This window comes from Gardnerella sp. DNF01205, from assembly GCF_049244135.1.
GTDB classification, from domain to species: domain Bacteria; phylum Actinomycetota; class Actinomycetes; order Actinomycetales; family Bifidobacteriaceae; genus Bifidobacterium; species Bifidobacterium leopoldii.
The window spans coordinates 875,076-888,188 of record NZ_CP058378.1 but is presented as its reverse complement, the minus strand read 5'-3'; the positions used below and the strand labels follow the sequence as shown (position 1 = coordinate 888,188).

Here is a 13,113-nt window from a genome sequence, read left to right as displayed (position 1 = left end):
TTTTGCTCCCTTAGGTCATGTCTATGACGACGGCCTAGCCAACATAGACGTAAACTGTGCCTATATTACGCGACGGCTACGATTTTTGTAAGTTAGCGAGTCTGATTTCTACATAAAAATGCCCGCCCAACATTGTGCTAGACGGGCACGCGCACTTATTCGCGCACTTTAGACATGTTTTTAACCATTACTTTTGCTTAGCAACATTTTCAGGTGTATCAATTTCAAACACGCCATAGCTCCAACCATGTCTGCGATATACTACAGATGGTCTCATAGTTTCTTTGTTTACAAACAGGAAGAAATCATGTCCAATAAGCTCCATCTCATACAAAGCCTCATCTATGCTCATAGGCTCTGCAATATGTAGCTTACGACGAATCACAATAGGAGTGTCGCCAACACTTACTTCCACAGATTCACCAGGACCTAAATCGGAAGCAACAGCAGCATCTGCGCTATTAACCTCATTTTCTTCTGGCTCTTCAACGGTAGTTTCAATCTCAGGCTCTACAGCACCCATATCTACAGGAGTCATTTCCGTATATCCACGGCGATGATCCTTACGACGATCGCGAGTACGACGCAAACGAAGCGTCAACTTATCAAGCGCCATATCTAATGCGCTAAATTGATCAGTGCTAGAAGCTTCTGCGCGAATCACAGTGCTTCCTGCAACAACAGTGATTTCAACTCGCTTTGCTGTGTCAGCCTGCCTTGGATTGCCTTCATGAGTCAACACGATTTGCACGCGCTGCGCATCAGGCGCAATGGCGGTCACACGATTCATCTTACTTTCTACAACGTCACGGAACCTTTGATTAATCTGCGTATGACGACCAGTAATGACGATTTCCATGCGAAACCTCCCCATATAGACTCGAACCTTAAGCTCGATTTGTACAACCCGACTGCCACGATGCCGTCGGTTCTTCTATTATATCTGCTAAATCCATACAAACCTAGCAATTTATTAAATTAAAATAAAAAAATTAACGTTTATTACGGAATTTCTTATAAAATAACGAATTTTTTACGATATTAATATTATCTGCTATAATTAGGAAGGTTGAGGTTTCACGATGGCCGCGGTCACAATGTTCATTCGGAGTGGCTGAGGAACTTCCGGGCTCCACAGAGCACAATGGCGGATAACGTCCGCCCAGGGCGACCTGAGAGATAGCGCAACAGAGAATAGACCGCCTGAACGTTTCGTTCGGGTAAGGGTGAAACGGCGGTGTAAGAGACCACCGGGCTTCTGGTAACAGTAAGCCGCATGGCAAGCCTCATTGGGAGCAAGGTCAAGCAGAAGACGCTTTAGAGCTGCTCGCTCAAGTCTTCGGGTAGACTGCTAGAGTTTGGCGGTAACGTCAAATCGAGATGGATGGTCATCCGCATGCACTTGTGCATGCGACAAAACCCGGGGTATGTGAAACCTCATCAACTCAACCAAATAGCATATTTTCAACTTATATCGCTGATTTTTGGAGCGAAAGAAAAATCAGAAAATACTGCTAAACACTTATTAAACGACGAATCTAAATCAATTTTTACGTTTGAATTATCAACTACCCCGCATGTTTGCATACCAGCTTGCTGAGCTGAACATAAAGCTGTAGCAGAATCTTCAAAAACTATGCATTCAGCTGGATCTGCTTTAAGTTGATTAGCAATATCGGTATAAGTTTTAGGACTATGCTTACCTTTTTCAGATAAATCTTCTCCAAAATGAAGAAAATCAAAACAATCAAAAATACCAACTCTTTTTAAAGCTGGAATACACAAGCGTTTAGAAAGAGTTGTGACAAGAAAAAGCTTTACACCATTAGAATGCAAATAATGCACATATTCATACGCGCCTTTTCTTAGCGGAAGATGATTAGCATAAGCGTCAAAAGCCATATCTGACCACTCCTTCATCAAAGCTTCAGGAGAATCAGTGAACCCGTAATTTTTAATAACATATTCTGCAATTTGTCTAGGATTCATTGTTGCAGTTGTACTAGCAAAGATTGAGGGAACGCTCATACCACGTTTCGCAAAACTTACTCGATCAATATCGTCCCAAACGCTTAAAGAATCAAGTAATGTGCCGTCAAAATCAAAAATCGCTGCAACAATAGACGAATTATTTTGTAAATCCATCAATGATCTTCCTACTTGCATTCAATAGTTCACGAGCATGTTCTAGTGAAGTTTTTGATTCACTTCCATCAAGCATCCTAGCAATCTCTTGCTCACGCAACAAATCATTAAGCTCAATAACAGAAGTATTTGCAACTTTAGCAAAAGAGCTATTCTCGCTATTATCGCCATTTTCAACAAGATTTTTTTGTACTGCAAATTGTGCATCTGCAAAAGAAGCAACCTGAGCTAAATGAGTAACAACAATAACTTGAGCATGTTTAGAAAGTTGAGCCAAACGTTTACCTAGCTCTACTGCCGCAACACCACCAACACCAGAATCTACTTCGTCGAAAATAAATGTCATATTATCTTCGTCGCAATCTGTCAACTTCGCAACAACAAGCTCAATTGCAAGCATAAGCCTACTTAATTCACCGCCAGAAGCACTTTTGCTCATAGGCAAATCTGAAGAAGCAGGAAATGGTCGGAACAAAAACTCTACATCATCACATCCGTTAGCATCAAGCGGAATAGAACCAGATAAATCTTCGCAACGCTTATTTACAGTGATAATTAATTGAGCACCTGGCATAGCCAAAGAGTTTAATTCTTCACTAACTAAAGTACCAAAATCATGAGCTGCATTTAAACGAGTTTTATATAATTCTTCAGCAAGTTTAAGAGCATCATCATATCGTTGAGCACATTTAGCACGCGCTTTGACAATAGCTTCAGGAGAATCATCTAAATCTTCAAGTTCAAACTGAGCTTTTTCGGACCAATCAAGTACATCATCTAATGTTGGCCCCCACCTACGAGTTAAATCAGTAAGATCATGAATACGAGAATTTAAATCATCTAAATCTTTTTCGCTTACATCGATATCCAACTGTTGAGCAAGCTGCATTACGATATCGTCAAGTTGAGCATGAATATCGTCAAGTTGACTTGCAATAGAATTGAAAGAATCATCTACACGAATATTTCGTAATGCTTGAGAAGCTTTATCTACAAGAAAACAAGCATCTTCAGATGATTCTGAAGCACCATAATCTATTTGACTGGAATCAAGGGATGCGAGCGCAATGCTCACTGCTTTGACAATTTGAGCAGAATTCTCAATTCTTTCTCTTTTTGCACGCAATTCTTTATCTTCATTAGGGAGAGGATTCACATCTCGTATTCGCGCTAATGATTCTCTAAGGTAATCTGCACGTTGGCGTGAAGAAGACGCTTGATTTTCTAGTCGATTACATGTTTCTTTAGCATCTTTCCATGCTTGATACGCACATGCGTATTGCTTAAGTAATTCACTATTTTTAGATACAGTATCAAGCAATTCGCGCTGTTTTGTATTTGTTGCTATGCGTAATTGGTCACTTTGTCCATGAATCACTATCAATCGAGAGCATACTTGTTCAAGAACTGTTTTTGGTACTGCGAAACCAGAAATTGTTGCTCTTGAACGACCTTCTTGTGGTACTGTTCTAGAAACATACATGTCTGATTTATTTTCGTCATTTTCTGAAGGCTCTAATTCAATACCGGATTTGCCAACAGCATCTACTAATTCACTTGTTTTAGGAATACTAAATATTCCTTGAACCCATGCTTCTTTAGCATTTGGAGAAATCCTTGCAACTTCTGCTTTCGATCCAGAAATAAGCTTGATAGCACTTAAAAGCATTGACTTTCCAGCACCTGTTTCGCCCGTAATAGCTGTCATGTGAGACGAAGGAGTAATAAGCGCATGTGAAATTGGCCCAAGATTACGTATTTCTAACTCTTCAAGCACGCTGTACCTCGTTTTATAAATGCTATATTTAATATTATTTTCTACTTAAATAATTCATTTTAAAGAATTATTATTGTGCTCACGCCATCCAACTATTGGCAAATCAAATTTTGTAACTAAACGCTTCGTAAAAGGAGCGCCAGAAAGTCTAGCTAACAATAGCTCATCTTTTGATTGACGAACTTGAATCCTTGATCCTTGAGGTAGCGCACGCTGTCTTCTACCGTCGCAACAAATCCAACCGCCAGAAGACGATTCATTAAGAATGTCAATAGTAAAAGTAGAACCGGCACCAATAATTAGAGGACGCGCAAAAAGAGCATGAGCAGCTAATGGCACTAATTGCAATGCTTCTACATTTGGCCACATAATTGATCCACCTGCTGAAAATGCGTAAGCTGTAGAACCAGTAGGAGTTGAAACTATTACACCATCGCAACCAAAAGATGACATTTCAACATCGTCTACTCGTATTGAAAGTTCTACCATTCGACCTCTGTCTTCACGATCAAGAGTTATATCGTTCAACGCCCAATCACTTAAAGGCTCGCTTTCGCCAGGAAGCCACACATCTACATGAGCTTCCATTCTCCTGTCAATAGTGTAATCCTTGTTTGCAATCCTACGAATAGCATCATTAATTTGAAAACTTTCAAATTCTGCCAAAAAACCAACATGACCAAGATTTATGCCGATAATTGGAACAGTAGTACAATGCACTAACTCAGCAGCCTGAAGCATGGTGCCATCTCCCCCAAGCACCACAACTATTTCCGTATTTTCGTCAACTATACGAGTAGTTTTTTTAGCAAAATCAGACACAGAAGCACTGTTGAATACGTCAACAACAAATCCAGCTTTAATAAGTTGAGTCTTGACTTGATTTACCACATCACTGTGAACATCGATTCTAGCGTGAGTAACTACAAGAGCACGACGAGCCGACGAAGCGGAATTAGTATCGAAATGTTCCTGCATATACAGCCCCTTCGTACTGTTTAAACACAACTACTACTATTGTAATTGTTAGGATACATATTGAAAAATGCTAAACATTCAATGATTAACTTATTTCTCGTAACGCGCATAAAGAAGATACTCCGTATTGCCATGTGTTCCTTCAATAGGAGATTCGCAAGAGGAGATAACCTTTAGACCGTTTTGATTTGCACAACTTTTTATTGTTTCTAAAGCTTTAATTCTTAAAGTTTCGTCAGTTACTATTCCACCTTTTCCAAGGTTTCCTTTTCCTACTTCAAATTGCGGCTTAACTAAAAGCACAATATCTGCATGCAATTGAGCTATTCTAGAAATTACTGGAATAACAAGCGTTAGAGAAATAAAAGAAACGTCCGAAACTATAAGATTTGGCTTATATGGCAAGTTCTCTTCGTACACATCTCGAATATTTACACCGCTCATTTCAATTACATGTGAATTGTTAGCTATTTTTGGATGCAATTGACCATGACCAACATCTAAAGCTATTACAGAATTAACTCCTCTTTGCAAAAGAACGTCGCAAAAACCGCCCGTTGATGCACCTATATCTAGAGCTTTAGTTGATTTGGAAGTAGTTAAACCATTTTTAGAAAACGCTTCGAAAGCACCTTCTAACTTAAGCGCTCCGCGAGAAACGTATCTAATACAAGATTGCGTATTTTTTGATTCATCGATTGTTATTGCATGTGAATCGTTTACTAAAAATGAGGATTTTGTAATATTTTGATTGTCAACATTCACTACGCCAGCACGAATTAAACGCTGAGCAGTTGTCCTACTTTCTGCTAAACCACGCTTAACCAAAGCGCAATCTAAACGTTGTGAAATATTGCTATTTGAAAGTTTACTTAAATCCTCATTTACAGTCATAAGGAAAACTCCGGAAGAGTGTAATTTTCCATATTTTCACCGCAATCTTGCAAGCTCCATGCCAGCGCACAAGCAGCTCTCAAAGCATTGCAATCGTTGGTGTTATTAACTTCAATAATATTATTATTCACAACTCTTGCTATAGCATCTTCACAAGTAAAAGTAGTACCGTTAACTCGTTCAGGAGCGTTATGAGATTCGTTTAATCCTCGCAAGTCTTTAGAAACAAAACTTGGACGCAAATGTTTTGGCGCAAGCATAAGCATGCGAGGATCTGTAACTCCAGTAAGAACAAGTAATGAAGCATAGCCTCCTCTTGTTCCAGCCTCAATATCAGTATCTAAACGATCTCCAACTGCTAATGAATGCTCAATACTAATTACAGGATTCCCATACTCGTCTTTTTCAGTGTATTCTTCACATTCAGAATCATCATGCTTAGCATTAGCAGCAACCAAAAACCTTGCTTCATCATACATTGCAGATTCTGGTTTTCCAGCAGACGAAATAGGCTCTACACCCGTAGCATTAATAACAGCTTGAATCATGGAACCGCATCCAGGAGCAATACCATGCTCTCTTGGAATAGTTAAGTCGCGGTTAGTAACGAAATATTTTGCACCATGCTCAACAGCGAAAGAAACTTCCGCCATTTCTTGCCATGTCATTTGAGGATACCAGCCTTGAATAACAGCTTTAGGATTATCTTCGCACGAATCTACGAGTTGTAATCCTACGCGTTGCACTTCTTGACGCAAATGTTCAGCGCCGAGAACAAGAACTTTAGATCCTTTCTCAACATTGCGAGCTACCATTCTTGCTGCAACAACAGAAGACGTTATAATCTGCCATGGTTCTACTTTTAAGCCAAAACTTTCCAGTTGTTTTGCAACAACAGACTGGAAACGCGAAGAATTATTAGTTGTGTATTCAATTGCCATTCCATTTTTTTGCGCAAACAAAATGGAATCAGACGCATATTCAACAGCATTTCCACCACGATATACAACACCATCTAAATCAAGCAGTGCTAAACGAAATGCATCGCTTAACGGACGATTACATGAAGAAAAATTCTTTTTCGTTTCAACTTGCATACTATACCTCATTTAAGTTTGCTAAACACTGCACTTAATTTAGATTCAAATCTTATTAAGCCTATTTTATAAATATCAACTCTTAAAGCAGCAAGTGCCCGGCTTACTTAAAAGCAGCCGGGCGCAAATATTCAAATGTTACGAACTACTCTTCGTCAGCGTGAACAGCACTCATCTCGATAGTATCCGTATTATCCGCATTCTCAGAGTTACTTGTTTCTTCTGACTCTTCAGAATCTTCTAAATCTTCAGAATCTTCAGTTGCTTCAGATTCCTCATCAGATTCTTCATCAGTATCTTCATCAGGAGCAAATTGAGCATCATCTTCACTCATGCCAATTTCATCCATCATGTCATCATTCAAATGCTCTAAATCATAGTCGATAACAATATCATCAGGATTTATATCTTCGTCATCAACATCAGCATACTGTTGCTCAAGCTTATCAAGCAAAGACTCTAATTCAATTGCTTCGTCACTACGACCGGCTTCTTCCAAGAAGTATTGTTCTGCTTGAACTGCACGCATACGATACTCCCCAGGAAGACCCTTTGAACGACCCATTGCATGAACCAATTCAATAGCCTTATCAGCATGACCAGTATCAGCCAAAACGCCTGCATAAACGAGGAACATTTCGGCTTTTACTTCTCCTCTTAAGGTTTTCGCTTCATCTGACATGCAAATTTCTAAAGCCTTGTCTAGATTGCCCATACCGCGCTCGCAATCGGCAATAAATGGCAAATAATCAAGGTAACCATTCATTCGCATTGCAGTGCGGAATTCCTTAGAAGCAAGCTTGTAATCACCCTGACGATAGGTCACAAAAGCTAAAGTTTCGCGAGCAAAATCAATACGAGATGCTTGCTTAGCAGCCCACTTTGCATGTTCTAATGCAAGTTCAGGATTTTCTTCTTGTAAAGTATAAGCTGCAAGAATATGAAGACCAATATTTTCAGCATGCTCCTTTGAAAGACCGCGCAAACGCTCGCGATCTTCTTTAGAAAGCATTGCCCATTCCAAACCTTTTGGCATCTTAGGCTCACCAGGGCGACGTGCTGTATAAGGATTTTGAGATGGATAAGAAACAGTTCCGTCAGAATTGCGGCGTGGACCATCTTCAAAGCGGAAGTTACTACGCGAATTTGCGCGACGATCATCTCTGCGATCGTCACGACGATCAAAACGACGCTCATTATCTCTGCGCTCATCGCGACGATCGTCTCTGCGGTCATCACGGAAGCCACCCTTAGAGCCTTTATGGAAATCTTTATGGAAATCGCCATTGCGATGGTTCTCACGACGATTATCCCTGCGATCGTCACGATGGTTAAAACGACGATCACCATCAAACTTCTTGTAGCGTGGGTTGCCACCTTCGTCACCAGAATGTTCAAAATCTCTAGAGCGGCGGTCATCGCGACGATCATCTATACGATCAAAATGACGGTTACGATCAAAGCGACGATCATTATCGCGATTCTCTGAGCGGAATCCGTCCTTCTTAAAACCATTCTTCTTAAAACCACCGCGACGGTCATCTTTACGATCGTCATGACGGTTGAAACGACGATTACCATCACGCTTTACGCCAGAGTGGAAGCTCTCTTCACGATCATCATCATTACGGCGGAAACCACCCTTCTTAAAACCGCCTTTATGGAAACCATCCTTATGGAAACCACCGCGACGCTCGCTACTTTTACCACCATTGCGATGACCAAATCCACCACGTTCACCAAAAGATTTCTTACCACTCCGCGAGTGTTCGCGTTCTTCGCCCATTCTGGCATACCTCTCATCTATGTGCAATTTTATTACAAAATCACATTTTAATTATATTCATAAAACAACTAAACATCTGCTGTAAGCAAGCTATAGCATACATCAAGCAGCAAGCTTACAACAGATGTATTTTTTAATAAATCACAAACATTTATTAAGCGCGCTCTACGGCACCGATAGCTTTCTTGCCGCGGCGAAGCAAAGCGAAACGACCGTGCAAGAAAGAGCCCTCACTTAACACATCGTCGACACCACTTACACGTTCATTATTTAGATACAAACCGCCTGCTTCAATAGCACGACGAGCTTCGGAAACAGTGCGGAACAGACCAGCGGCAACTGCAGCCTCAACAACACGATCTGCAACTTTAGCCTTAGCGAAATCTAAACTACCGTCTTCAGCCTTAACCTTAACGCCATCTAAAGCAGCTTCAAGAGTCTGCTCATCAATATTGCAAAGATCACCACGTCCGAACAAAGCGGAAGAAGCTTCAATAGCCTGGCTCGTTAAATCTTCACCGTGAACGAAACTTGTAACTTCCCACGCAAGCACGCGCTGAGCTTCACGACTTCCAGGATCATCCTGAATTTGCTGAGCTAAACGCTCAATTTCATCTTTTGGCAAGAAAGTGAACACCTTAAGCAACTTAACAACTTCATCATCAGGCTGATTGAACCAGAACTGGTAGAAGCGATAAGGGCTAAGCATAGAAGGATCAAGCCACATGGCGTTACCTTCTGACTTGCCAAACTTACGACCTTGATTATCTGTAATAATTGGGCTAGTAAACACGTTTACTGATGCGCCGCGAACCTTACGAATCAAATCCATGCCGGAAGTGAGATTACCCCACTGATCCGAACCGCCAAGTTGCAAAGTTACGTTGTAATTATCAAACAAGTACAAGAAGTCATTGCCTTGCAAAACTTGATAACTAAACTCAGCAAAAGAAATACCTTCATCAGAATTTAAGCGGCGAGCCACAATATCCTTAGAAAGCATTGTGCCAACACGGAAATTCTTACCAACATCACGCAAGAAGTCGATAGCAGACATCTTAGAAACCCAGTCGTAATTGCTGACAAAACGAACAGGATTTTCACCATCAAGAGGCAAAATTCTGCCAATCTGCTTACGCAAGCGTTCAGCCCAGCCAGCCACAATATCCTTAGAATTAAGAGTGCGTTCTCCGCTTTGACGAGGGTCACCAATCAAACCAGTGGCACCACCAACTAAAGCAATAGGATGATGACCTGCAGCCTGCAAGTGACGCATATTAATAAGCTGCACAAGATTACCAATATGCAATGAAGCAGCAGTAGGATCGTAACCGCAATAATACGTTAATGGTTCTCCGTCAAGCGCTTGAGCAAGTTGCTGCTCATCAGTAGATTGTGAAATTAATCCACGCCACTTAAGCTCTTCAAACAAAGAAGCAAAACCTGCTTCCTTGTAGTTCCTGACCTGAGCCATTCGTATCTCCTTAATACAGAATACCGATAAATATCGGGCGCTTTGCGCGTCCACAAGCCTTTCAATTTTTGCAGCACATGACGACACGCATAATAAAAAGTGCCAAATATCATAAAGTACGATACTTGGCACTATAACGTGACAGCTAATAATCTAATTTTTAAAATTATTTTATAGGCGAGATATAAGCAGAACCATCGCTTTTTGAATTTGCAAATTTATAATAATTATCCATTGCGTTTTCAGCCTCTAAAATTTGCTCTTTAACTCGCACGAAGGCTGTACCGCCACGACCGCATCTGGCAGACACAGATCCAGCACTAGTCAATATTGTTCTAATATTCGCAATTTCTGCGCTATCAACAAAACCGTTTAGAATATTTGAAAAATCATCATCTCTTAAATCAGCAAGATCTCCCCCAATTCCCTCAGCTCGCTTTACACACAAACCAGACAAAGTATGAGCATTACGGAATGGAACACCCTTTTTTACAAGCCATTCTGCAATATCTGTAGCAAGAGCGAAACCAGTAGAAGACTGTTCATAAAGTCTATTTAAATCAAATTTCATAGTTTCTACCATTCCAGCAAAAGCTGGAAGAAGCACTTCTAAAGTGTCAATTTGATCAAAAACAGCTTCTTTATCTTCTTGCAAATCGCGAGCATAAGCAGTAGGAAGACCTTTAAGAGTTGCCATTAAACCAGTTAAATCGCCTATTAATCTACCAGCTTTACCGCGAGCAAGTTCCGCAATATCTGGATTCTTTTTTTGAGGCATAATCGATGAACCAGTTGAATAAGCATCATCTAAACGAACAAATGCAAATTCTTGAGTATTCCAAATAATAATTTCTTCACTTAATCGTGATATATCAACGCCAACCATTGCGGCGATGAATGAAAATTCTGCGACTAAGTCTCTACTTGCAGTTGCGTCTATAGAATTAGCGCAAACTTTAGAAAAACCAAGCTCTTTAGCTACTTCTTCTGGATTAAGACCAAGAGTATTGCCTGCCAAAGCTCCTGCTCCATAAGGGCTTTCATCTGCACGCGAATCCCAATCTATGAAGCGATTTACATCTCGTAAAAGCGGCCAAACATGTGCCATTAACTGATGCGCAAGCAAAATTGGTTGAGCGTGTTGCATGTGAGTGCGACCCGGCATCACTGCGTCTTTTGCATTTTTTGATTGATTCAGCAACGCTTGGCAAACTGACAACAATAATGATGCAATAACGCGCGCATGCCTACGCAAAAACATACGTATTAAAGCTGCAATTTGATCATTCCTAGATCGACCTGCACGAAGCTTTCCACCAAGCTCATTTCCAGCAATTTCAAGTAAACCGCGCTCTAATGCTGTAGCTTCATCTTCATCTTCCTCAATGGGTGCGAAAGTTCCGTCATCTACACGCTTTTGCAATTCATCTAATGCACAAGATAAATCAGCATACTCTTTTTCGTTAAGAAGACCTGCACGATGCAACACATGCGCATGAGCTCTAGAACCAGCAATATCATCATCCGCTAATCGCCAATCAAATTGTGTGGACTTGCTTAGTTTCGCTAGCTCTGCTGAAGGGCCTGAACTAAATCGTCCACCCCACAATGCAATAGGGTGATTAGTATTATTAGTTTCATTATTTTCTAGTTCTGCGGCTGCTGCTTTTGTTGCATCGTGCATAGTTTATTACCTTTATATCTTTTTTATATATATCGTATTAGTTGTTGTTTGCAACGCGCATATCTCTTGCTGCTGCAACCTTGCTAGACAATCCGTAGATTTCAATGAATCCATTGGAAGCACGCTGATCAAATGTATCCGAAGAATCATACGTAGCTAAATTAAAGTCATACAATGATTCCTCAGAACGGCGTCCAGTAACTACAGCTTTGCCAGCATACATAGTCATTCGAATTTCTCCAGAAACATGCTCTTGAGTTTCATTAATAAATGCGTTAAGAGAACGCACAACTGGAGAGAACCACTGACCGTCATAGACAAATTCAGCCCACTTTTTATCAAGAGCACGCTTTAACCTGTGCTGTTCACGCTCCAGGCAGCAATTTTCAAGCTCTTGGTGTGCAACAATTAAAGCTTGAGCACCTGGAACTTCGTACAATTCACGAGATTTAATTCCTACAAGACGATCTTCAATAATATCGATTCGTCCAATTCCTTGCGCTCCAGCTCTTGCATTCATTTCTTCAATTGCTTGCAAAGGCGTTACACTATGACCGTCAATTGCGACTGGAACACCTTTTTCAAAAGTAATTGTAACTTCATCCGGTTCTTGAGATTCAAGAGGATTTTGCGTATAAGAATAGCACTCTTCAGTCGGAGCATTCCATGGATCTTCTAGGAAACCGGTTTCAATTGCACGACCCCACACGTTTTGGTCAATCGAATATGGGCTTTTCTTGCTTTGTTCAATTGGAAGCTTGTGCTCGTTAGCGAACTCTATTTCAACATCACGAGTAAGTGACAAGTCTCGAATTGGGCTAATAGCTTTTAATTCTGGATCCAAAGATTGGATTGCAACTTCAAAACGAACTTGATCGTTTCCTTTGCCAGTGCAACCATGAGCAATTGTGTCTGCATCAAATTGATGAGCTGCATTAACTAAGTGGCGAGTAATCAAAGGCCTAGAAAGAGCAGAAACCAATGGATACACGTCTTCATACATTGCGTTAGCTTTTAATGCAAGCATGCAATAATTATCTGCGAATTCTTCGCGAGCATCGACAACATATGCTTCAACTGCACCACAAGCCAAAGCACGATTTTTAATTACTTCAAGCGCTTCACCGCCTTGACCAACGTTTAGCGACACAGCTACAACGTCTTGACCTGTTTGCTCTTTAAGGTATGGAATTGCTACCGAAGTATCGAGGCCACCTGAATACGCCAAGACAATACGTTTTTTATTAGTCATTGTGACCTCCCAGGTCATGTATTGAA

General features: G+C 40.7%; 10 protein-coding genes and 1 other RNA gene. 1 reads left to right on the top strand and 10 read right to left on the bottom strand.

Features of this window, described 5'->3' with window-relative positions; genetic code table 11:
* Window positions 1–187 precede the first annotated feature (187 nt).
* Window positions 188–859 carry a ribosome hibernation-promoting factor, HPF/YfiA family gene (hpf, locus tag HXT47_RS03750; RefSeq protein ID WP_004106803.1) on the bottom strand — a complete coding sequence of 224 codons (672 nt, stop codon included), beginning with the start codon at window positions 857–859 and terminating at the stop codon, window positions 188–190.
* 211 nt (window positions 860–1,070) lie between these two features.
* On the opposite strand from hpf, the gene rnpB reads away from it, so the two are divergent.
* An RNA gene (gene rnpB / locus HXT47_RS03745) (RNase P RNA component class A) lies at window positions 1,071–1,444 on the top strand.
* Between the two features lie 20 nt (window positions 1,445–1,464).
* Here the strand turns inward: rnpB and HXT47_RS03740 are convergent.
* The 9 genes from HXT47_RS03740 to HXT47_RS03700 all read right to left on the bottom strand — a co-directional run bounded on the left by HXT47_RS03740 (window position 1,465) and on the right by HXT47_RS03700 (window position 13,087).
* A complete protein-coding gene (locus HXT47_RS03740; RefSeq protein ID WP_119526734.1) occupies window positions 1,465–2,145 on the bottom strand; it encodes an HAD family hydrolase in 681 nt (226 codons plus the stop codon).
* Window positions 2,129–3,922: a DNA repair protein RecN gene (recN, locus tag HXT47_RS03735; RefSeq protein WP_421788863.1), complete on the bottom strand. Its 1,794-nt coding sequence runs from the start codon at window positions 3,920–3,922 to the stop codon at window positions 2,129–2,131. The genes HXT47_RS03740 and recN overlap by 17 nt, the downstream gene beginning before the upstream one ends.
* A gap of 54 nt (window positions 3,923–3,976) precedes the next feature.
* A complete protein-coding gene (locus HXT47_RS03730) occupies window positions 3,977–4,900 on the bottom strand; it encodes an NAD kinase (RefSeq protein ID WP_419399301.1) in 924 nt (307 codons plus the stop codon).
* 90 nt (window positions 4,901–4,990) lie between these two features.
* Window positions 4,991–5,794, bottom strand: a complete 804-nt coding sequence (locus HXT47_RS03725) for a TlyA family RNA methyltransferase (RefSeq protein WP_421788862.1) — start codon at window positions 5,792–5,794, stop codon at window positions 4,991–4,993.
* Window positions 5,791–6,891: an HAD-IIA family hydrolase gene (locus tag HXT47_RS03720; RefSeq protein ID WP_421788861.1), complete on the bottom strand. Its 1,101-nt coding sequence runs from the start codon at window positions 6,889–6,891 to the stop codon at window positions 5,791–5,793. The genes HXT47_RS03725 and HXT47_RS03720 overlap by 4 nt, the downstream gene beginning before the upstream one ends.
* A gap of 145 nt (window positions 6,892–7,036) precedes the next feature.
* Window positions 7,037–8,677, bottom strand: a complete 1,641-nt coding sequence (locus tag HXT47_RS03715; RefSeq protein WP_421788859.1) for a hypothetical protein — start codon at window positions 8,675–8,677, stop codon at window positions 7,037–7,039.
* A gap of 154 nt (window positions 8,678–8,831) precedes the next feature.
* The gene (tyrS, locus tag HXT47_RS03710) at window positions 8,832–10,151 is read right to left on the bottom strand and encodes a tyrosine--tRNA ligase (protein ID WP_421788858.1); all 1,320 of its coding nucleotides are present in this window, start codon (window positions 10,149–10,151) and stop codon (window positions 8,832–8,834) included.
* 166 nt (window positions 10,152–10,317) lie between these two features.
* Window positions 10,318–11,835, bottom strand: coding sequence for an argininosuccinate lyase (argH, locus tag HXT47_RS03705; protein WP_421788856.1), 1,518 nt, complete (start codon window positions 11,833–11,835; stop codon window positions 10,318–10,320).
* A gap of 37 nt (window positions 11,836–11,872) precedes the next feature.
* The gene (locus HXT47_RS03700) at window positions 11,873–13,087 is read right to left on the bottom strand and encodes an argininosuccinate synthase (RefSeq protein WP_076002803.1); all 1,215 of its coding nucleotides are present in this window, start codon (window positions 13,085–13,087) and stop codon (window positions 11,873–11,875) included.
* Window positions 13,088–13,113: the final 26 nt, after the last annotated feature.

Coding starts and splice junctions, on each gene's coding strand:
- HXT47_RS03725 (WP_421788862.1), bottom strand. CDS start 5,794: ATGACTGTAAATGAGGATTTAAGTAAACTTTCAAATAGCAATATTTCA.
- HXT47_RS03715 (WP_421788859.1), bottom strand. CDS start 8,677: ATGGGCGAAGAACGCGAACACTCGCGGAGTGGTAAGAAATCTTTTGGT.
- HXT47_RS03740 (WP_119526734.1), bottom strand. CDS start 2,145: ATGGATTTACAAAATAATTCGTCTATTGTTGCAGCGATTTTTGATTTT.
- HXT47_RS03720 (WP_421788861.1), bottom strand. CDS start 6,891: ATGCAAGTTGAAACGAAAAAGAATTTTTCTTCATGTAATCGTCCGTTA.
- HXT47_RS03730 (WP_419399301.1), bottom strand. CDS start 4,900: ATGCAGGAACATTTCGATACTAATTCCGCTTCGTCGGCTCGTCGTGCT.
- hpf (WP_004106803.1), bottom strand. CDS start 859: ATGGAAATCGTCATTACTGGTCGTCATACGCAGATTAATCAAAGGTTC.
- tyrS (WP_421788858.1), bottom strand. CDS start 10,151: ATGGCTCAGGTCAGGAACTACAAGGAAGCAGGTTTTGCTTCTTTGTTT.
- argH (WP_421788856.1), bottom strand. CDS start 11,835: ATGCACGATGCAACAAAAGCAGCAGCCGCAGAACTAGAAAATAATGAA.
- HXT47_RS03700 (WP_076002803.1), bottom strand. CDS start 13,087: ATGACTAATAAAAAACGTATTGTCTTGGCGTATTCAGGTGGCCTCGAT.